12 protein-coding genes and 1 pseudogene are annotated in these 22,193 nt (G+C 59.8%); 11 read left to right on the forward strand and 2 right to left on the reverse strand.

All coding sequences use genetic code 11. The features are described from left to right. Positions 1-82: 82 nt before the first annotated feature. A complete protein-coding gene (locus ACFFT4_RS24460) occupies positions 83-1,795 on the forward strand; it encodes a glycosyltransferase (RefSeq protein WP_378051551.1) in 1,713 nt (570 codons plus the stop codon). Between the two features lie 176 nt (positions 1,796-1,971). On the opposite strand, the gene ACFFT4_RS24465 is transcribed toward ACFFT4_RS24460, so the two are convergent. Both ACFFT4_RS24465 and ACFFT4_RS24470 read right to left on the reverse strand, forming a co-directional pair. After that, positions 1,972-3,054: a Gfo/Idh/MocA family protein gene (locus ACFFT4_RS24465; protein WP_378051552.1), complete on the reverse strand. Its 1,083-nt coding sequence runs from the start codon at positions 3,052-3,054 to the stop codon at positions 1,972-1,974. Next, complete coding sequence (locus ACFFT4_RS24470) at positions 3,051-4,157, reverse strand: DegT/DnrJ/EryC1/StrS family aminotransferase (protein ID WP_378051553.1); 1,107 nt, start codon at positions 4,155-4,157, stop codon at positions 3,051-3,053. Before ACFFT4_RS24470 ends, ACFFT4_RS24465 begins: the two co-directional genes overlap by 4 nt. 167 nt (positions 4,158-4,324) lie before the next feature. Between ACFFT4_RS24470 and ACFFT4_RS24475 the strand changes: the two genes are divergently transcribed. From ACFFT4_RS24475 to ACFFT4_RS24515, 10 genes and pseudogenes are all read left to right on the forward strand, one after another. Next, complete coding sequence (locus ACFFT4_RS24475) at positions 4,325-5,038, forward strand: N-acetyltransferase (RefSeq protein ID WP_378051555.1); 714 nt, start codon at positions 4,325-4,327, stop codon at positions 5,036-5,038. Continuing rightward, positions 5,035-6,348: a nucleotide sugar dehydrogenase gene (locus ACFFT4_RS24480; RefSeq protein ID WP_378051556.1), complete on the forward strand. Its 1,314-nt coding sequence runs from the start codon at positions 5,035-5,037 to the stop codon at positions 6,346-6,348. Before ACFFT4_RS24475 ends, ACFFT4_RS24480 begins: the two co-directional genes overlap by 4 nt. Before the next feature lie 93 nt (positions 6,349-6,441). Beyond that, a pseudogene (locus ACFFT4_RS35385) lies at positions 6,442-6,963 on the forward strand (NTTRR-F1 domain); the annotation flags it as partial. Between the two features lie 213 nt (positions 6,964-7,176). After that, positions 7,177-13,455 (forward strand): beta strand repeat-containing protein, encoded by a 6,279-nt coding sequence (locus tag ACFFT4_RS24485; protein ID WP_512699941.1) that lies wholly within the window; start codon positions 7,177-7,179, stop codon positions 13,453-13,455. Positions 13,456-13,572: 117 nt separating this feature from the next. Further along, positions 13,573-14,643 (forward strand): glycosyltransferase, encoded by a 1,071-nt coding sequence (locus tag ACFFT4_RS24490; RefSeq protein WP_378051557.1) that lies wholly within the window; start codon positions 13,573-13,575, stop codon positions 14,641-14,643. Positions 14,644-14,923: 280 nt separating this feature from the next. Then, positions 14,924-16,198: a M48 family metallopeptidase gene (locus ACFFT4_RS24495; RefSeq protein WP_378051559.1), complete on the forward strand. Its 1,275-nt coding sequence runs from the start codon at positions 14,924-14,926 to the stop codon at positions 16,196-16,198. Continuing rightward, positions 16,164-16,922: a hypothetical protein gene (locus ACFFT4_RS24500; protein WP_378051561.1), complete on the forward strand. Its 759-nt coding sequence runs from the start codon at positions 16,164-16,166 to the stop codon at positions 16,920-16,922. Before ACFFT4_RS24495 ends, ACFFT4_RS24500 begins: the two co-directional genes overlap by 35 nt. A gap of 90 nt (positions 16,923-17,012) precedes the next feature. Further along, positions 17,013-19,946 (forward strand): beta-phosphoglucomutase, encoded by a 2,934-nt coding sequence (gene pgmB, locus ACFFT4_RS24505; protein WP_378051562.1) that lies wholly within the window; start codon positions 17,013-17,015, stop codon positions 19,944-19,946. A 64-nt stretch (positions 19,947-20,010) separates the two neighbouring features. Further along, complete coding sequence (locus ACFFT4_RS24510; RefSeq protein ID WP_378051564.1) at positions 20,011-21,003, forward strand: aldose 1-epimerase; 993 nt, start codon at positions 20,011-20,013, stop codon at positions 21,001-21,003. A gap of 94 nt (positions 21,004-21,097) precedes the next feature. Next, positions 21,098-22,171, forward strand: coding sequence for a cysteine peptidase family C39 domain-containing protein (locus tag ACFFT4_RS24515; protein WP_378051565.1), 1,074 nt, complete (start codon positions 21,098-21,100; stop codon positions 22,169-22,171). Positions 22,172-22,193 lie beyond the last annotated feature (22 nt).

The following is a 22,193-nucleotide window of genomic DNA, read 5'->3' on the forward strand; positions in this document are numbered from 1 at the left end:
AATCGGGAATGGGAATAGCCTCATATACTATCGGAAGCTTGTCAGGCCTGCAGCCGATAGATAGGAGGTTATTCCCATTCGCATGAAAATCGCTTTTTTCGTCAAACCGGGATTGGACGCCTTTTTGCAGCCGATCGTCGACTATCTGTCCCAAAAATACGAAACCCGGAAATTCGTCGTGCGAAGCGTCGATAGGATCGGGGAGGCCATGGAATGGGCGGACGTCTGCTGGTTCGAATGGTGCGACGACCTGATCGTGCACGGCAGCCGGCTGCCGATCGCGTCCTATCGGCCCATCGTATGCAGACTTCACAGCTACGAAGCGTTCACCGGCTACATCCGTCAGGTAAATTGGCCGGCGGTCGATCGACTGATCTTCGACGGACAGCCGATTCGGGAGTACGTGCTGAAACAGCTGCCCTCTCTTACCGAGGATCGCACCGCCGTTATTCCGAACGGGGTCGCGATGGAGAAATACCCGCTGGTGCGGCGGTCGAAAGGCTTCAACATCGCTTACGCCGGCTTTATCAATTACAAAAAGGGCCCGATGCTTCTTTTGCATGCGTTTAAAGCGATTCACGATCGCGACGACAGGTACAGGCTGCATATCGCCGGGAAGTTTCAGGATATGCGATACCGCTTGTATTTCGATCAGATGATCGAAGAGATGGGACTGGCGGGCAGCGTCCGATTCGACGGCTGGCAGTCCGATCTGAACGCCTATCTTCAAGACAAGCAGTACATGATTTCAACCAGCCTGCTCGAGAGCCAGCATATGTCCGTCATGGAAGCGATGGCTGCGGGAGTCAAGCCGCTTGTTCACCATTTTTACGGGGCGAAAAAGATTTACGACGAGAAATGGGTGTGGAATACGATCGGAGAGCTGGTCGACAGGGTTGCCGAGGACGAGTATCATTCCGCGGAATATCGCGCGTTCGTGGAGAACCGGTATTCATTCGCGGAGAACGCGCGCAAAGTCGAAGAGCTGCTCGGTTCTCTGTTCCTCTCGACGTCTGACCCGTCGGATTCCGCCATGCAGAGCGCGCCGAAGATTACGATCGGCATCGTTAGCTGCAATGACGGCCGATTTCTGGAACAATGCCTCCAATCGGCGATTCGCCAGACGTATCCGAACAAGGAAATCCTGATCGTCGACGATGGGTCGACGGACGATTCTTTGGCGAAAATCGAGGGCTATCGGGCGCTCGATCCGTCGATTCGATTAATCGCCCATTCGGCGAACGCCGGGCTGACCGACGTCGCCATTCGGGAGATTTTTCAAGAGGCCGCCGGGGAATACGCCTTGATCGTGAGCGCGGAGGACTACCTTCCGCACGACCGGGTGCTTGAGGAGTACATGGCATGCTTTCGCGGTCGCGCCGATTTGGATTACGTATACGGCAACCTCGGACTTGTCGACGAGCGGGGCAAACCGATCGGGGAGTGGACGTATCGCGGGTACAATACGGACGAGGCGGTTCGCGCCATTTTTAACAGAATGGGCTCCGGGGTCATTCCGATGACGGGGCTGTACAAACTGGCCTTTTATCGAGACCGCCGAGCCGAGTGGCGGGCGGACGAGCGGATGCCGACCGCCGGCGACGTGCTCAACTGCCTCGTCAATCTGAAGGCAGGATGGAAAATCCACTGGATGAACAGGCCCGTTCTCTGCTACCGCCAACCTAGGAGCGGCGTATCCCGCAAGCTCGAAAACCGCATTCCGTCCCTGGCCGTCGTTCTGGACTACCTCGTCGGGAATTTTCCCGAAGAGGTCTATCTTCCGCGCCCGGATTAAGCCTTATACCGCGGACCGGAAGCGGGAATGCCTCAGGCCGTTGACCGACCGAATGCAGCGGTATTTCGTTCCGAGTCTCGCGAGCGACGACGCTTACGGCTCCCGGATCAAGGCCGCATTCGGCGAGATCGAAGCCTTAATGAAGGCGTGATAAGGAGCTGACCCCGGCTTGGGAGTCAGCTCCTTGGCTTATCGGACATGGATGCCGTATCGAACGACGCGAGCGGCAAGCGCACGGGAACGCCGAGACGAGACGATTCGTAGACGGCGAAGGCCACCTCCAGAGAACGGCGGGCTTCGGCGGCCGAGACGGACAATGAAGCGTTCTTCGCTTTCCCCCGAAGCGCGGCAATAAAATGTTCGTACATTTCGACACGTTCGTCGACCGCGGCCAGCGGGAAGGAGGGGGCGGGAAATTCGTCGGCGTACCAGCGATGAACTTCCGTCAGCCCGACGCCGCCGATGCGGATCGTTCCCCGATCGCCGACAAGCGTCAGGGACTGTTCCAGATTGTTCGGCTTGCAGAGCGTGGTCGCGTCGACGGAGCCGATTGCTCCTCCGGCAAACCGGATCGTCGCCGCCGCCGTTTCCTCCGTCTCTATGGCGGAAGCGCTCCGGCCGATCAGGCCGTACACCGAATCCGGACGTTCGTCCATTAGCCACAGAAGCAGATCGATGAGGTGAATGCCTTGATTCAGCAGCATTCCGCCATCCCTCCTCCAGGTCCCTCTCCAATCGGATGCGGCGTAATAGTCCGGGGAGCGGTTCAACAGAATCGAGACGGAGCCCGTTTGCAGCTTCCCCAGCGCCCCTTGGTCCATCCAACGCTTTGCCAGCCGCAACAGCGGGCGGTAGCGAAGCTGGTGACAGACGTGTACACGCAGCCCGCTTGCCGAGGCCAGCTCGACAACGGCATCGACGTCCGACAAGGACAAGGCGATCGGCTTCTCCAGAAGCACGTGTTTGCCGGCGCGAAGCGATTCTGTGGCCCACCGGGCATGCATAAACGAAGGAGCGGCAATGACGACGGCGTCTACTCGGGAATCCTGAGCAAGCCGGCTCGGATTCGCATAGGCGGCGACGGACGATGCCGGCACGGAGCGGGCTTGGGCATATTTGCGGGCGAGAACAGCCATTCTTTCCGGGACGGGATCGGCCAGCGCGACGAGCTCGGCGCTCGAGCAGGCGGCGATGGACTCTACGTGCCTGGCCGCGATGCTTCCGCAGCCGATCAGACCGAAGCGAACCATGCCGTTCATCCTTTCTCCGCGATATTTTGAAGAATGGTAACGACGCGTTCCTGCTCTTGCTCCGTCAGCAGCGGGCCCATCGGCAATGCCAGAATCTCCGCGGACAGCTTCTCCGCCACGGGAAAATCTCCGGCGGCGTAGCCCAAAGAGGCATAGGCGCGCTGCAGGTGCAGGGGACGGGGATAGTAGATTCCGGTCTGAATGTTTTCCGCCGTCAGAGCTTCGCGAATCTCTTCCCGCCGCGGGCTCGTTATGCAATAAAGGTTGTACGCGTGAAATCTCCTCTCTTCCGTTCCGGGAACCTCCAACAACGAGCCAAGCGAGCGAAGCCGCTCGTCGTACGTTTGCGCGATCGCGCGCCTTCTCTTAACCGACTCTTCGACATGATCCGCCATCACCAGCAGAATGGCGGCATGGAGCTCATCCAAGCGGCTGTTGTAGCCGATCGCGTCATGATAATACCTTTTGGAGCTTCCGTGCTGCCGCAGTTTTCTAAGACGTTTCGCCAGTTCGGCGTCCGGCGTGACGACGATTCCTCCGTCTCCCATCGTGCCGAGATTTTTGCTGGGAAAAAAGGAGAAGCAGCCCGCGATGCCGAGCGTGCCGACGGATTGTCCGCCGTATTTCGCGCCGAAAGCCTGACAGGCGTCCTCGACGACCGGAAGTCCCCGTCTGTCCGCGATGGACCGAAGCCCGTCCATATCGGCAGGCTGTCCGAACAGATGAACGGGCAGTATCGCTTTCGTTCGGGGGGTGATGGCCGCTTCGACCCGTTCCGGATCGAGGCTCCAGAACGGGTCGATATCGACGAATACCGGGACGGCTCCGAGCCTGGAGACAGCCTCCGCGGTGGCGAAGAAGGAATAAGGCGTCGTGATCACCTCGTCTCCCGTTCCGATGCCGAGCGCATCGAGCGCAAGCACGAGCGCGTCCGTTCCGTTGGCTACCGCGACGGCATGTCCCGCGCCGATCATGGCGGAGATCCGGTTTTCCAGCTTCGCCACCTTCGGGCCTAAAATATAGCTTCCTTGCTCGATCGTATCGGAGATTTCTCGGAGAATCTCGTCTTTAAGCAAGCGGAACTGCCGAGCTATCGGCATTAATTCGATCATCTGTCCACGCTCCCTGCTCCCGTTGATCGTACAAGGTATGCATCACGGATTCCTTCTGCTTCCGCGACCACACTAGCAACCGCAGGTGGACTTGCATAAACCATGTAAGTGACGTTTTGCCGCCAAACGTTCCTTGTACGCCAGTAGAGAGAAGGGAGGAATGAATCATGTGGATAGATCCGTCCGCGTCATTGGGAAGCCATGTCTCCATCGGACGCCATGCGGTCATCGAATCCGGCGTGACGATCGGCGACAACGTTGCGATCGGGTACGGCGCGATCGTAAGATCCGGCACAACGATCGGCAGCGGGGCGAGCATCGGTGATTTGACCGTGCTCGGCCGACGGCCGACGGGCAACAGGAAAAAGGCTGTAAAGCCTCCATCGCAGCTCTCTCCGCTCGTTATCGGAGACGGCGCATCCATCGGATGCAATTGCGTTATTTATCTCGGGGTATCGCTTGGCGCGGATGTGCTCGTCGGGGATCTGGCCAGCATTCGCGAATTCGTGTCTGTCGGCGAAAGCACGATTGTCGGCAGGAATGCCGTCGTCGAGCCTCATACGGCGATCGGCAGATTCGTCACGATCCAAACGTCCTGCTATATTACGAGCAATATGCTGATCGAAGACGACGTGTTCATCGGTCCATGCTGTTCGACTTCCAACGATAAATATATGGGAAGCGGAGGAGAGGCCCACCAGGGACCGATCATTCGGCGGGGGGCCAAAATCGGCAACAACGCGACGCTTCTTCCGGGGATCCGCATCGGAGAGGGCGCCGTCGTCGGAGCCGGCGCCGTAATTACGAGGGATATCCCGCCGGGCTGCACGTATGTCGGCAATCCGGGCAGACCGCTAACGGACAGGAAGGTGAAAGGATGAACCGTGTGCAGAACCGGCGCAGCGTCCAAATCGTCGGACTTGGCTATGTCGGCTTGCCGCTGGCCGTATTATTCGTGGAGCAGGGCTTTGTCGTTACAGGCGTAGAGGTGGACGAGAAGAAGATCAAGCTTCTGGAGGAAGGAAAGAGTTATGTAAAAGATTTGACGGACGAAGAGCTGCAAGCCGCGTTGGCATCGGAAAGGTTCCGTCCGAGCTCCCGGTACGACGATTCCGCTCGGGCGGAAACGATTATTCTGTGCGTTCCGACGCCGTTATCGGATCGGGCGACGCCGGATATGAGCTATCTTCATGCCGCCGTTACCGAGATCGGCAGACGGCTTCGTCCGGGGCAGCTTGTCGTGTTGGAAAGCTCGACTTATCCAGGAACGACATCGGAAGAAGTGGTTCCAATACTGGAGAAGGAAAGCGGCCTTAAAGCCGGGCAGGATTTCGCCGTCGGCTATTCTCCCGAACGGATCGATCCGGGAAACACAAAATACAAGGTGAGGGATATCCCGAAGGTAGTCAGCGGTCTGACGCCGACTTGCCTGCAGAGAACGGAAGCCTTGTATGCCCAAACGTTCGGACAAACCGTCCCGGTGTCGTCTCCGGAGGTTGCGGAGATGACGAAGCTGCTGGAGAATACGTACCGTCTCATTAATATCTCGTTCATGAACGAGATGGCGATGCTGTGCGATGCGATGGGAATCGATCTCTGGGAAGCGATCGACGCCGCGAAGACGAAATCGTTCGGCTATGCGGCGTTTTATCCCGGACCGGGCATCGGAGGGCATTGCATTCCCGTAGATCCGCTCTACCTGCAATGGAAAGCCTGCGAATTCGGAATGAAGAGCTCATTTATCGAACTGGCTGAAAAGCTGAACCGCAATATGGCGGATTATTTGATCAGAAAGGTGCAAGAAAGGCTGACCGGCGGCTTGCGCGAGGCGGTGATCTACGGCGTCGCCTACAAGAAGGATGTGGGCGACGTGCGTGAATCGGCCGCGATTCAGTTGATCGGACGATTGCTGGACGAGGGGGTACGGGTCGCGTATCACGATCCGAACGTGCCGACGATTCGCATCCGGAACCGGCAGATCGACAGCACCCAGCTGTCGGATGAACTGCTGAACAAGGCCGATTGTGTTTTTATCATGGCGGATCATACGGGGATGCCCTTGCGGAAAATCGTTTCCGAAGCACGTTTTATCGTGGATACGAGAAACGCGACATCCGGTATGGAAGGGAGACATATTTACCGTTTCGGAAGCGGAAATGTCGGGCTTGTCCGCAAAAATCCGCTCTCATAAGAGGCAAATACTAGAACGGGTAAGCCGCGATTCTAATAAGCTGATCTAGATTTCGCGGCAGTTATCGGCACTTTCCCAACTTGGTCTTAGCCTATGCCAAGGGCGGAAAAGGCCTTTTCGCTTGCACGGAATCGAATCGATTGTAGAGGTGGTGAGATTCTATTGTCTATTGAAAACCGCATTGCCAATGGAGGTTTCGAGACGGGTACGCTGGCTCCGTGGACAGGCGTTAACGCCACGGTCACCAATACGAGAAGCCATTCGGGCTTGTACAGCGCGCAGTTGGCCGGCGGATCGACGTTATCGCAAATCTATCAATATGTGCCCGTTTCCGTAGGAGAAACCTTCCAGGTATTCGTCTCCTTCTCGAGAACGTCGGGAACGATCGGCGTCATTGCGGTCGTCGGATTAAATTACTACGACGGCTCGCTTAATTTTCTTGGAACCGGGATACTTTCTTACGTTCCGTTCAGCATTACGAGCTTGACCGGAAGCGACTGGGTTGAGTTCTATCAGACGGCTGCACCGGTTCCGCCGGGAGCTACGCAAGCTTTGCTGGTCATCCAGACTTTTCCGATAGCCGGCACGGCCGACTTGTTTGTAGACGACGTTGAACTGTTGACGGTGACTACAAGCGGTCCGACAGGCCCTGCTGGCCCGGCCGGCCCTACAGGGGCAACAGGCGCAATCGGTCCGAAAGGCGCAACCGGAGCGGCGGGCTCGACGGGTCCAGCAGGTGAGACAGGCCCGGTAGGAGCAACGGGTGCGACAGGTCCGAAGGGCGCGACGGGAGCGGGTGCGACGGGCGCTACCGGCGCAACAGGCGCAATCGGTCCGACAGGTGCAACAGGAGCGGCGGGCTCGACGGGTCCAACAGGTGCGACGGGTCCGACAGGAGTAACGGGTGCTACAGGTCCGACAGGTGCGACGGGTCCGACAGGAGCGACTGGCCTAACAGGGGCAACGGGAGAGACAGGTCCCACGGGAGTGACCGGCCCGACCGGTTCGACGGGGCCAACAGGGCCAACAGGCACAACTGGAGCCATTGGTCCAACAGGTGCTACAGGTCCGACAGGTGCGACGGGTTCAACAGGTGAGACAGGCCCAACTGGAGTGACGGGTCCGACAGGAGCGACTGGCCTAACAGGAGTAACCGGCCCGACCGGACCAACGGGAACGACGGGAACCACCGGTCCAAAGGGTGCGACAGGAGCAACTGGCCCAACAGGAACGGCAGGCACAACAGGTGCAACTGGTCCGACAGGAGTGACGGGGCCAACAGGAATAACAGGCTCGACCGGTCCAACAGGAACGGCAGGCACAACAGGTGCAACTGGTCCGACAGGAGTGACGGGGCCAACAGGAATAACAGGCTCGACCGGTCCAACAGGAACGGCAGGCGCAACAGGTGCAACGGGCGCAACCGGACCAACAGGTTCAACAGGCGTTACCGGTCCGACAGGCCCAACGGGTGTAACCGGTCCAACGGGTGCTACAGGAACAACTGGCTCAACAGGAGCCACTGGTGCAACGGGAGCGACTGGAGCCACCGGTTCAACAGGTTCAACAGGCGTTACCGGTCCAGCAGGAGCCACTGGCCCGACAGGAGTGATGGGGCCAACAGGAATAACAGGCTCGACCGGATCCATCGGTCCGACAGGAGTGACGGGACCAACAGGGGCCACAGGTCCAACTGGGACAACAGGCCCGATTGGTCCGATGGGAGTAACCGGAGTGACAGGCGCTACTGGCCCAACTGGTTTAACAGGTGAACCAGGTGTGACGGGTCCGACGGGAGCAACAGGATCAACCGGTCCAACAGGCTCAACGGGAGCAACTGGGGCCATCGGTCCGACGGGTTCGACTGGCGCGACCGGTCCAACAGGGGTTACCGGAGCTATTGGTTCGACTGGTTCGACAGGTCCAACAGGAGCCACCGGCCCAACTGGATTAACAGGTGAACCAGGTGTGACGGGTCCGACCGGAGCAACAGGATCAATCGGTCCAACAGGCTCGACTGGAGCAACTGGTCCGACAGGCGTGACAGGTCCTATAGGAGTAACCGGTCCAACAGGCGCGACGGGTCCAGCAGGAGCCACTGGTCTAACGGGTGCGACAGGTCTGAACGGGCCCACAGGATCAACAGGAGTCACCGGTCCGACAGGAGTGACAGGACCAACAGGGACCACAGGTCCAACTGGGCCAACAGGGGCAACCGGACCAACCGGTGCTACAGGAACAACTGGCTCAACAGGAGCAACCGGACCAACAGGAGCTACCGGCCCAATGGGTCCGACAGGCGTGATAGGAACCACTGGCGCAACTGGCCCGACGGGAACCACCGGTCCAACGGGTGTTACAGGTTCAACTGGCTCAACAGGTTTGACAGGCGCAACGGGTCCAACGGGGACAACAGGCCCGATTGGTCCGACAGGATCAACAGGCCCAACAGGAGTCATCGGCCCGACCGGGGTCACGGGGACTGCCGGCCCAACAGGCTCGACCGGACCAACAGGAGCGACAGGCGCAACAGGTGTAACGGGCGCAACGGGTGTTACCGGCCCAGCAGGATCAACAGGAGCCACTGGTCCGACAGGCGTGACGGGGCCAACAGGAGTAACAGGCTCGACCGGACCAACAGGAGCGGCAGGCACAACAGGTGCAACGGGAGCAATCGGACCAACAGGTTCAACAGGCGTTACCGGTCCGACAGGAGTGACGGGACCAACAGGGGCCACAGGTCCAACGGGGACAACAGGCCCGATTGGTCCGACAGGATCAACAGGCCCAACAGGAGTCATCGGCCCGACCGGGGCCACGGGGACTGCCGGCCCAACAGGCTCGACCGGACCAACAGGAGCGACAGGCGCAACAGGTGTAACGGGCGCAACGGGTGTTACCGGCCCAGCAGGATCAACAGGAGCCATCGGTCCGACAGGCGTGACGGGACCAACAGGCCCAACCGGAGCGACTGGAGTGACTGGCCCGACCGGAACAACGGGTGTGACAGGCCCAATCGGAGCAACGGGAGTCACCGGCCCGACCGGATCCATGGGAGCCACTGGTTCAACAGGCTCGACCGGCCCAACGGGAGCAATAGGAATAACTGGCCCAACAGGTGCAATTGGTCCAACGGGTGTGACAGGCCCAACAGGAGGAACGGGTTCGACAGGTCCAACGGGGGCACCAGGAACAACAGGCCCAACAGGCTCAACAGGTGCTACAGGTGTAACCGGTCCAGCAGGAGCCACGGGTGTTATAGGTGTAACCGGTCCCACGGGTCCAACAGGTGCGACGGGTGTTACAGGTCCAACTGGCTTAACAGGCCCAACGGGTTTGACAGGCGTAACGGGGCCAACAGGAGTAACCGGAGCCACCGGAACTATCGGTCCGACAGGAGTGACGGGATCAACAGGAATAACAGGCTCGACTGGTCCAACAGGAGCAATAGGCGTAACAGGCTCGACTGGTCCAACAGGAGCAATAGGCGTAACAGGCCCGACCGGTCCGACCGGAGCCACTGGCCTAACAGGTACGACAGGTCCAACCGGAGCCACCGGTCTAACGGGCGCGACAGGAGCCACAGGCGCAACGGGTCCAACGGGGACAACAGGCCCGACTGGTCCAACAGGAGTCACCGGTTTAATGGGCGTGACGGGTCCAACGGGAGTCACCGGCCCGACTGGAGCAACAGGAGCAACGGGCCCAACCGGAGCCACAGGTCTAACAGGTGCAACAGGGGCAACCGGTCCAACGGGTGCTGCAGGAACAACTGGCCCAACTGGTCCAACTGGAGCAACTGGAGATAGCGGTCCAACAGGTGCAACTGGAGCCACCGGCCCAACAGGATTAACTGGTTCGACAGGTCCAACTGGCGCGACCGGTCCAACAGGGGTTACCGGAGCTATTGGTTCGACTGGTTCGACAGGTCCAACAGGAGCCACCGGTTTAACTGGTGTGACGGGAGCCACCGGCCCAACTGGATTAACAGGTGAACCAGGTGTGACGGGTCCGACCGGAGCAACAGGATCAACCGGTCCAACAGGATCAACAGGAGCCACCGGTCCGACAGGAGTGACGGGACCAACAGGGGCCACAGGTCTAACTGGGCCAACGGGAGCGACAGGCCCAACAGGGGCAACCGGTCCAACGGGTGCTACAGGAACAACTGGCTCAACAGGAGCAACCGGACCCACAGGAGCTATTGGAGCCACCGGCCCAATGGGTACGACAGGCGTGATAGGAACCACTGGCGCAACTGGCCCGACGGGAACCACCGGTCTAACGGGTGTTACAGGTCCAACTGGCTCAACAGGTTTGACAGGCGTAACGGGTCCAACGGGAGCAATAGGAATAACTGGCCCAACTGGAGCCACTGGTCCGACAGGAGTGGCGGGAACAACAGGGGCCACAGGTTCTACAGGAACAACAGGCCCGATTGGTCCGATGGGAGCAACCGGAGTGACAGGTCCGACCGGACCAACAGGGACGATGGGTGCAACGGGAACCACCGGTCCAACGGGCATGACGGGTCCAATAGGAGCCACTGGAGCTACAGGAGCAACAGGCCCAACTGGCCCGACGGGAGCCACAGGTCCAACGGGTGCGACAGGTCCGACAGGAGCCACCGGTCTAACGGGAGCAACCGGAGCCATCGGTCCGACAGGAGTGACAGGACCAACAGGAATAACAGGCTCGACTGGTCCAACAGGAGCAATAGGCGTAACAGGCCCGACCGGAGCGACTGGAGTGACTGGTCCGACCGGTCCGACCGGATCTACGGGTCCAGTAGGAGCTACAGGTGCTATAGGTGTCACTGGTCCGACGGGTTCGACAGGACCAACAGGAGCAACAGGTGTGACCGGAGTAACCGGACCAACAGGTTCGACGGGAGCCACTGGCCCAACGGGAACCATCGGTCCGACTGGTCCAACAGGAGTCACCGGTTTAATGGGCGTGACGGGTCCAACGGGAGCCACCGGCCCAATAGGCCCGACGGGAGCCATCGGTTTAACGGGTGCTACGGGAACAACTGGCTCAACAGGAGCAACTGGAGCCACCGGCTCAACAGGTTCGACAGGTCCAACTGGCCCGACCGGAATAACGGGTGTGACAGGCCCAATCGGAGCAACAGGTGCAACTGGAGCCACTGGTCCGACAGGAGTGATGGGCCCAACAGGAGCTACAGGTGCAACCGGTCCAACGGGTTCAACTGGAGCCACTGGCCTGACGGGTGTGACAGGCCCAACAGGAGCTACTGGAGCCATCGGCCCAACAGGCCCGACAGGAGCCACCGGTCTAACGGGGGCAACAGGCCCAACCGGGGCAATTGGTGTAACAGGCGCGACCGGCCCGACGGGAGCCACAGGCCCAACGGGTCCGACGGGTGCGACAGGATCCACCGGTCTAACAGGAGCAACAGGCCCAACCGGGGCAATTGGTGTAACAGGCGCGACAGGCCTGACGGGAGCAACAGGCCCAATCGGAGCAACAGGTGTAACTGGCGCCACTGGTCCGACAGGAGTGATGGGACCAACAGGAGCTACTGGAGCCATCGGTTCGACAGGGGTGACGGGACCAATAGGAATAACAGGGTCGACCGGCCCAACGGGTGCAACCGGAGCTATTGGCCCGACGGGTGCGACAGGTCCGACAGGTCCGACAGGATCCACCGGTCTAACAGGAGCAACAGGCCCAACGGGTGCGATAGGTGTGACAGGCCCGACGGGAGCCACAGGTCCAACGGGTGCGACAGGTCCGACAGGTCCGACAGGAGCCACCGGTCTAACGGGAGCCACAGGCCCAACCGGAGCAATTGGTGTAACAGGCGCGACCGGTCCAACAGGCGCAACAGGCCCAACGGGTGCGACAGGTCCGACAGGAGCCACCGGTCTAACAGGAGCCACAGGCCCAACCGGGGCAATTGGTGTAACAGGAGCAACCGGCGCGACGGGAGCCACAGGCCCAACAGGTCCGACAGGTCCGACAGGAGCCACCGGTCTAACGGGAGCAACTGGTCCAACCGGGGCAATTGGTGTAACAGGCGCGACCGGGCCAACAGGCGCAACAGGCCCAACAGGTGCGACAGGTCCGACAGGAGCCACCGGTCTAACAGGAGCAACAGGCCCAACCGGGGCAATTGGTGTAACAGGCGCGACCGGGCCAACAGGCGCAACAGGCCCAACGGGTGCGACAGGTCCGACAGGAGCCACCGGTCTAACGGGAGCAACAGGCCCAACGGGTGCGATAGGTGTGACAGGCCCGACGGGAGCCACAGGTCCGACAGGTCCGACAGGAGCCACCGGTCTAACAGGAGCAACAGGCCCAACCGGGGCAATTGGTGTAACAGGAGCAACCGGCGCGACGGGAGCCACAGGCCCAACAGGTCCGACAGGATCCACCGGTCTAACGGGAGCAACAGGCCCAACCGGGGCAATTGGTGTAACAGGCGCGACCGGTCCAACAGGCGCAACAGGTCCAACGGGTGCGACAGGTCCGACAGGAGCCACCGGTCTAACGGGAGCAACAGGCCCAACCGGAGCAATTGGTGTAACAGGAGCAACCGGTCCGACGGGAGCAACAGGTATCATTGGTCTAACTGGAGCGACCGGCCCAACTGGCCCCACAGGAGCCACCGGCCCAACAGGCCCGACAGGAGCCACCGGTCCAACCGGTCCCACAGGCCCGACCGGTCCAACGGGCCCGATGCCTGAATTGTTTGCGGCAGGTACGGCGGGAACGTTGGCGTTGGCCAACAATACGCCTGCAACGACGATGACCGTGAGCAATGTGCCTGTGACCGCAGCGGACAGTGTGAAAATCGATTATGCGGTTCAGGTAAACACGACCATCACGTTAGGAGCTGTCAACCTGACGGTCACGATTGCGCTGCAAAGGAACGGCACGTCCATTCAGACGATCCAGTATGCAAGCGCAGGACTTGCTCTGGGCAGCCAGACCCAACCGATCAGCTACACCTTTGTCGACAGTCCTCCGACTACCGCTTCTGTCAGCTACTCCGTCCAAGTCACTTACTCGGCTACGGGAATCGGAACGGCTGCCGTTACGGTAAGCAACCGATATATGAACATTGCGAATTTCCAGTGATTCGATTCTTTGCCGGCAAGCAGGATACATCTCTTCTGTAGATGCATCCTGCCTTTGCCGTTCGGCATGCCCGCCATTCCGCAAAGTTTAGCCCAATACGAAAGGGGAAGTTATACGGTGGTTTCCATCAGTCTCTGCATGATCGTCAAAAACGAGGAAGCCGTGTTGGCGCGATGCCTGGATTCCGTCCGCGATCTTGTCGACGAAATCAACATCGTGGACACGGGCTCGTCCGATCAGACGGTCGCCATCGCTCGCCGATACACGGACCGGATTTATTTTCACGAATGGACCGGCAATTTCGCCGAGGCCCGCAACGTATCTTTTTCCTACGCGACTCAAGCGTACATCCTTTATATGGATGCCGATGACGTTATGCTCGAGGAAGACCAACATCGATTCAGGAAGCTGAAGGAGACGCTGGATCCGGCAGTCGATTCGGTGTCCATGTTTTACAATGCGGGGGAGGACAGCTTCGGCAACGTTACGCTTCGTTATCGTCGAAATCGGCTGATTAAGCGGTCGCGCAACTTCCAATGGAAGGGGGATTGTCACAATTACCTGGAGGTGACGGGGCTGATCGTCAATTCCGATGCTGCGATTACCCACCGCAAGATCAAGCATTCCGTCGGCAGAAATTTGGATATTTATAAAATGAAGCTTGAGCGGGGAGATGCTTTTACCGCACGCGATTATTTTTATTACGGGAACGAGTTGAAGGATAACCGGCACTACGCGGAAGCGATCGAGAGCTACATCAGGAATATCGAGCTCGATACGGGGTGGGCAGAGGATAAAATCAACGCCTGCATCAACATGGCCGACTGCTGCCGGTATTTAAACGATCAGGACAACGAATTAACGGCGCTGTTTCAATCGTTTCGGTTCGACAGCCCCCGGCCCGAAGCGCTTAGCCGGATCGGCGACCATTTCAAACGCCGCAAAGCATACAGGACGGCGGCATACTGGTACGAACAGGCGATCCGGATTCCTGAAAACCTGAACCAGTGGAGCTTCAGCTACCCCGCCTACCGGACATGGTATCCGAGCTTGCAGCTGTGCGTATGTTATTACAATCTGGGGGATTTGGACGCCGCTTATCGGCACAACGAGGAAGCGCGCAAATACCGGCCTCAAGACCCGCACGTTCTTCACAACAAGCAATTGCTGGAATCCAGGCGGGCCTGAACTGCATCCCGACTTCAAGAAAATCGGCCGCGCGAAAATCGTTCATTTCGGTTTTCAGCGCGGCTTTTCCTATGCTGCGAAGCTTTAGAGAAATTCGTCGCTCCCGCCGCGACAAGCCGCCGACCGGATCAGCCTGCTGCCGCTCCGATCTTTGGGACTGACGACGGAAAAGGACGGCTAAATTGCAAAGCGGGTTGCGGCCGGCACGGTTATTCGGCGGAGGGAAATGCTATAATCTTAATACGGCCGGAGGTTTGATCCGGGTTGAAGGAGGGAAACGATGAGCTTTCGCAGACATTCCACGTTTCTGAAATACTCGCTGCTCTTTATCGTTTACGCGATCGCGGTCGCTCTCTACGCATGGTATACGATGCCGAACCAGGTTCCGGAAGCGTACCGGGGCACGCCTGCCGATCCCGCGACGTTTTTTACTTCGAACCAGCTGCGCAACAGCGAATGGCTGAACGCGGCCCGCAACTGGATCTTTTTCATGAGCGGCCCTTGGGAATGGCTGATCTACTTTATGATGCTGGCGAGCGGGCTCGCCCGCAGATGGCGGGATAAGCTGGAACGACGCGGCTTGCCGGTGTACATACGCTTTCCTTTCTATGTGCTGATGATTCAGGCGACGGCGTATTTGCTTTATTTTCCGCTGCGGGTGATCAGTTACAATCTGTCGAAGGCGTACGGCATCTCGACGCAGCCGGTGGCGGGATGGCTCAGAGACAAGCTGATCGCGTTCGGGATCGGCTATGCGACGATGCTGGCCGTATCCGCGGTTGCGTTCTGGATCGTCTCCCGGGGCGGGCGCTGGTGGCTGAAGCTGTGGCTGCTGTCCGTTCCGTTTACGTTGTTTATGATGTATGTGCAGCCGGTCGTGATCGATCCGCTGTACAGCAAGTTTAGCCGTCTGTCCGATCCGCAGCTGGAAGCCCGCATCCTGGAGCTGGCAGCGAAGGCGGAAATTCCCGCGCACCGGGTGTACGAGGTCGACATGTCCGAGAAAACGAACGCCCTGAACGCCTATGTGAACGGCATCGGCTCCTCTCTGCGGATTGTGCTCTGGGATACGACGCTGCAGCGGCTCGACGAGCCGGAGATTTTGTTGATTATGGCCCATGAGATGGGGCATTACGTCATGCACCATCTGGAGTGGAGCGCCGTGGGAGCGGTCGGCTCGTCGTTCGTGCTGCTTGCGGTCGGAGGCTGGATCTACCGGGTCACGATTCGTAATATGGGCACCCGCTGGGGGATACGCTCGCTGTCGGATATGAACGCGCTCCCGCTCGCACTGCTGATTATTTCGATGATTTCCTTTGCGGCGCTGCCGGTGTCCAACTATGTGTCGAGGCAGGCGGAATCGGCGGCCGACCGGTATGCGGTCGAATTGATCGGAAGCGCGGAAGGGTCGGTGAGCATGAATCAGAAGATGGCCGTGGCCGCGCTGAGCGACATCCATCCGCCGCTGCTGGTCAAGTGGTTCAGAGACACCCACCCTTCCGATATGGAAAGGATCCTATATGCGGAAAACTACGAGCGGACGCGGGGAAAATAACCTCGAAATCTATTGTCTGGCGGGATTGGCGACGGCTCCGCGGTTTATGGAAAATTTGCGGCTGGCGCTGATGGAGCGGCTCGGGCGGACGGATGTGTTCGAAGGGGCCGGAATTCGGTCCAGCCTGCTCTATCCCTACGGCGATTGGAGCCGGAACGCGATCGCCCAAATGCGGGAAATTCGGGCGGACATGAGCAGGAAGGACGGGGGATTCGAAAAGTCGATCGGAGGCGGCAGAGCTCTGGAAGCCATTGGACGGGAGCGGAGGGAATCCGGCGATTCGGGAGAGGCCGGAACGACGCTGCTCGTCGGCCACAGCGGAGGCGGCATAGCGGCCGTCCACGCCGCGGCCGTGCTGACGGCCGGCGGGGCGAGCGCTTCCTGCTTCGCGGTCAAGATCGGTTCGCCGCGCTGCCGCATTCCGGAGCGGCTGAAATCCCGCGTGCTCTCCATTCATGCGGAAGGACGGAAGAGAAGCGGCGGCGAGGGGAGATCGCCGGATTTCGTGTCCCGCATCGGCTCCTACGGGGGCTGGGGGAGAAGCCGGGCATGGCCCGTCTGGCGCAGCGCCCTGCACGCTCCGGGAACCCGGATCGCGGTGCCGATCGTCGGGAAGCACGCGGATTATTTTCGCGACAAGGCTCCTTACCTGAACGAGGACGGGAAGTCCAATCTGGAGCTGGTCGTCGAGGCGATCGCCGCCTGGCTAACTGCATGGAAATAAACATCATTTCGGTAATTTCGCGCATTTCGGCGCCGAACGTCCGGCTTCATAATGGAAGGTACATTTGAAGTCGAAGGCGGGGGAACGTCTATGAGTTGGGTCGTCGAGGAAGCCGGATTCGATCCGAATCGGATTGCGATCAACGGAAACAAGTATATGCTGGGCAACGGAGCCATGGGCTACCGGGGGACGTTGGAGGAGTTTGGGAAGGAGCAGTTGACGGCCTGCACGCTCGCAGGTCTGTACGACAAAGTCGGCGACCGCTGGAGGGAGCCGGTGAACGCGCCGAACGGGCTGTCTACGCGGTATTACTGCGAGGGCAGACCGCTCGGCTTGCTGTCGTCGGAACACGAATCGCACCGCCAATCGCTGAACGTTCGCAATGCGACGTTCGAGCGGGAGACCGTATTGGCCGGTCCGGGAAACAACCGGATCGAGATCCGTTCCCGGCGCTTCGTCAGCATGAAGCGGCTTGACCTGCTGCTGATGAAGGTGGAGCTCTGCGCTTCGGAGGATTGCGAGCTTACGGTGCTGACGGGCATCGACGGCGACGTGTGGGATATTAACGGACCGCACTTGGAAGAACCGGAAACGCTCGCGGCGGACGGCATCGTCGCCGTATCGGCGGTCACGCATGAATTGCGCAGGACGGTCGGCGTGGCCGAGGCGATCCGCTGGGAGAGCGTTCCCGCGTCGGTGTCGATCGAGCGCGAAGGTCCGTCCGTCTTCAGAAGGGCGACGTTCTCTTGCAAGGCGGGGGAGACGTACGCGTTCACGAAATACGTGTCCGTCGTTATCGGGGATGACCGGCCAGCCGTTCTGGAGCGGGCGCTGAGCCGGGCTCGGAGCGCGGCCGAATCGGCTTACGAGGATCATCTGCGGGAGCACGAGGCGGAATGGGAGAAGAAATGGGCGGAGTCGGACGTCGCGATCGAAGGGGACGAGGAAGCCCAGTTCGCGCTGCGCTACAGCCTTTACCAGCTGCATATCATCGCTCCGACGCATTCCGAGAGAGTGTCGATTCCCGCTCGCGGATTGTCCGGTCAAGTGTATAAAGGAGCCGTATTCTGGGATACGGAGATGTTTATGCTGCCGTTTTTCCTGTACAGCCAGCCGGACGTCGCCAGAAATTTGGTCATGTACCGCGTGCATACGCTGGACGGCGCGCGCAGGAAAGCGAAGGAGTACGGTTATCGGGGCGCGTTCTACGCCTGGGAGAGCCAGGAGACGGGGGACGACGCCTGCACGCTGTTTAACGTGACCGACGTCTTCACGAACCGTCCGATGCGGACGTATTTCCGCGATAAGCAAATTCATATCAGCGCCGACGCGGCCTGCGGCATCTGGCAGTATTACGAGTACACCGGCGACGAAAGCGTGCTGCTGGACGGCGGCGCGGAGGCGATTCTCGAATGCGCGCGTTTCTTCTATTCTTATGCTTACTATAAAGAAGACAAGAAGCGCTACGAATTGCTCGACGTGACCGGGCCGGACGAGTATCACGAACGGGTCGGCAACAACGCGTTCACGAACGCGATGGCCAAGCGGACGATCGGAATCGCCCTGGCCGCGCTGGAGCTGCTGCGCGAGAAGCATCCCGAAATGTGCCGCGAGCTGATCGGGAAGCTGGATTATTCCGAAGATTTGGCCAGCCTGAGCAAAATGCACAACGAGCTGTACGTGCCGGGTCCGGACCCGCGGACGGGCGTCATCGAGCAGTTCGACGGTTATCGGAAGCTGGAGGACGTCGATCTGCCGACGTTAAAGTCGCGAATGCTGAACAAAAACGAGTATTTGGGCGGCGGCAGCGGATTGGCGACGACGACGCAAATTTTGAAGCAGGCGGACGTCGTGCTGATGCTGCATCTGCTGAAGGACGATTACGCGCAGGACGTGAAGCGGGCGAACTGGGAATATTACGAGCCGAGGACGGAGCACGGCTCGAGCCTCAGCTCGTGCGTCTACGCTCTTGTGGCGTCGGATATCGGGGCTCCGGATTGGGCGTACCGCTACTTTATGAAGACGGCGACGATCGATTTGACCGGGGAATCGAAGCAGTACGTCGGCACGCTGTATATCGGCGGAACGCACCCGGCCGCCAACGGAGGCGCCTGGATGGCGGCCGTGCTCGGCTTTGCCGGGGCGAGGCTGCATCGCGGAGCGCTCGTCGTGAAGCCTTCCCTTCCGCAAGGGTGGCAGTCGATTGCTTTCCCGATGTATGTGAAAGGGCAGCGTCTTCTGATCTCCGTGACGCCTTCGGAGGTCGTCGTCCGCTCCGACGCCGCCAACCTCAAGTCCCAGCTCATTCGCGTCGGAGAGGAAGAACGCGCGGTTTGGCCCGGAGGCACGCTGACTTTCCGCAGCGGCCGTTCGGAAAGAGAGACGGATCTGCCGGGTCCGTTCAAGGGCGCGCTGTTCGACCTGGACGGGGTGCTGGTGGATACGGCGAAGTATCATTATCTCGCCTGGAAGCAGCTGGCCGGGCAGCTTGGCTTCGAGTTTACGGAAGCCGACAACGAGCGGCTGAAGGGCGTCAGCCGGATGAGATCGCTGGAAATCGTGCTGGAGGTCGGAGGCGTCGAGCTGTCGGAGGAAGAGAAGCTTAGATTGGCGGAGGAGAAGAACGAAAGATATTTGCAGTACATTCGGCGGATGGACGAATCCGAGCTGCTTCCGGGGGCCAAGCGGTATTTGCAGGCGCTGAGGGCGCAGGGCGTGAAAATTGCGCTCGGCTCCGCCAGCAAAAACGCGGCGTTTATTTTGGATAAAGTGGGCATTGCCGATTTGTTCGACGCGATCGTCGACGGGACGAAGGTGTCCCGCGCCAAGCCCGACCCGGAGGTATTCGTCGTCGGCTGCCGTGAGCTCGGACTGGAGCCGGACGATTGTGTCGTGTTCGAGGACGCCGAGGCCGGCGTCCAGGCGGCGCTCGCCGCGGGCATGCGCGTCGTCGGCATCGGCCATGCCGACATTCTCGGCGCGGCGCATCGGGTCGTGCGCGGACTGGATGAGCTGGTCGGTTAGTTGACGCTTAAGCTTGGCGCTTATATACTCGTTACAGCACGAAAATAACGGAGGGATAAGCGCCATGACGCAGCATGAGGCAAAGTTGGGCAAGTACGAGAGCGAGCAAGCGGTCTTCCTGAAATACGGAAAATATTCGGCCATTATACTGCCGGGAATCGGCGGCAATCTGATTTCGTTCCGGGACGACGACCGGGGCTTCCGGTTTATTCGCGAGCCGGAGACCGCGGACTGGGCGGGATTCGTCGAGCGTCCGTGGGTGCACGGGATTCCGGTTCTGTACCCGCCGAACCGCTACGATGCCGGAACGTTCGAATTCGACGGGCGTACATACCGGTTTCCGGTGAACGAGCCGGCGACGGGCAACCATCTTCACGGCTTCGTCTACAGCTCGAAGTGGGAGCTTGTCGAGTACGGCAGTTCGGAGGAGAAGAGCTTCGCGACCGTTCGGCTGCGTTTCGACGAGAAGGAGCCGGGTTTTGCGCATTTCCCGCTTCGGGTCACTCTGTCGCAGACCTTTACGCTGACGGACGCCGGACTTTCGCTGCGGTTCGACGCGACGAACGACGACGACAAGGCGATTCCGTTTATGCTCGGCTTCCATACGACGGTTAACGCGCCGTTCGCTCCGGGAAGCCAGGCGGAGGATCTGGAATGCGGATTTTCCTTCGGCGAACGCTGGGAGCTGGACGAGCGCATGCTGCCGACCGGGATACGGCTGCCGTTGAACGAAGGGGAGCAACAGCTTCGCGACGGGAAAGGCAATCCGTATTTCGCGTCGATGGACAACCATTATACGGCGGCGAACGTCAACGGAGTCAACGCGATGACGCTGTACGACCGCCGCGCGGGCGCTCGCTTCGTCTACGAGGCCGGCGACGCGTACAAGCATTGGATGGTGTACAACGGCGAGGCGAGCGGCACCTTCTTCTGTCCGGAGCCGCAGACCGGCATGGTCAACGCGCCGAACGTCAACTTGCCCGCGGAGCTGACCGGATTGATCCGGCTGGAGCCCGGCCAGAGCTGGAGCGCGGTCAGCCGCATGTACTCGGAGTAACGCGCGGCCGCGCCGCAAGCCCGGGCGTTCCGCCCCGCGAAGCGTTTTAGGCCGTGCATCCGCATGATCGTAAACCCGCCGGGAGGGACGTCCGATGTCGAAAAGGTTCGTACTGGATATCGCGATGCAGCACCAGGTAACCTCTTATTTGAATATCGCTTATCCGCTGCTGTTCATTTTATCCGATCCCAAGCTGGAGCATTGGGCGAAGGAACGGTTCGTGCATATGTACGCGCAGTGCTGGTTCGGCAACTATTTGCGCACGGACTATACGGATTCCAGCCGCTATTTCGGAGATTTGCTTGAGCGAATCTCGTATTCGCTCTCCGAAGCGCGGGAGCTTGCGCAAGCCGGCGGCGCGATCGGCTTTGTCAAGGAATCGCTGGAGCGCGGTTATGCCGTCAACGTGTTTACGATCGACCTGTACCATCTGCCGGAAGCGGCGGAATATCGGAAGGAACACCGCATTCACGAGCTGCTGGTGTACGGCTATGACGATTTGCGAGGCAGGCTGGAAGTGATCGGCTACGATCGGAACGGCTTGTTCGCGGCGTATTCGGTTGCCTACGCCTCGTTCGAGGAAGCGCTTGCGGAAGCGTTGGCCAAGCCTCCCGATTATTTGCGCGAAGCGCTGCATTTGATCCGAAAGCGGGAGCTCAGGCACGCCTATCGTTTCGACCCCGCCGCGTTCAGCGGGGAGGTAAGCAAGCTGGCCTTCTCCGTTCCGGATCGGCCCAAGCTTTTCTACACGCTTGCCGACGACAGCGAGGCGGTGTTCGGAATGGCGGTGTACGATCGCATCCTGGAGCAGATGGAGCGGAGGCTGGAGGGCAAGCCGAGCCTGATCGTGAACTTCACGACCGTTCATTTTATCCGCGAGCACGGCAAGCTGCTGGAGGAGCGCTTTGCTTTCGTCGACGCCTTCTGCCGACCGAAGGGGAAGCTGCAAAGCCTTCTGGCGCGGTACCCGCAAGTGGCGCAGGAATACGAAGCGGCGAGGAACGGCTATTTGCGGCAGGCGATGAAGGAGTCGAGCTTTGCGAGCCGATACAAAATTGCCGATGAAGAGGCGTTCGGGAGAATCTACCGCCTGCTGAAGGGGACGACGGAACGGGAGAAGGAGCTGCTCGCCGAGCTGGCGACGGAGTTGAAGCGCGAATATGCCTGACGAACAGCAAGGACTGTCCGCA

This window comes from Cohnella cellulosilytica (assembly GCF_042431195.1).
GTDB classification, from domain to species: domain Bacteria; phylum Bacillota; class Bacilli; order Paenibacillales; family Paenibacillaceae; genus Cohnella; species Cohnella cellulosilytica.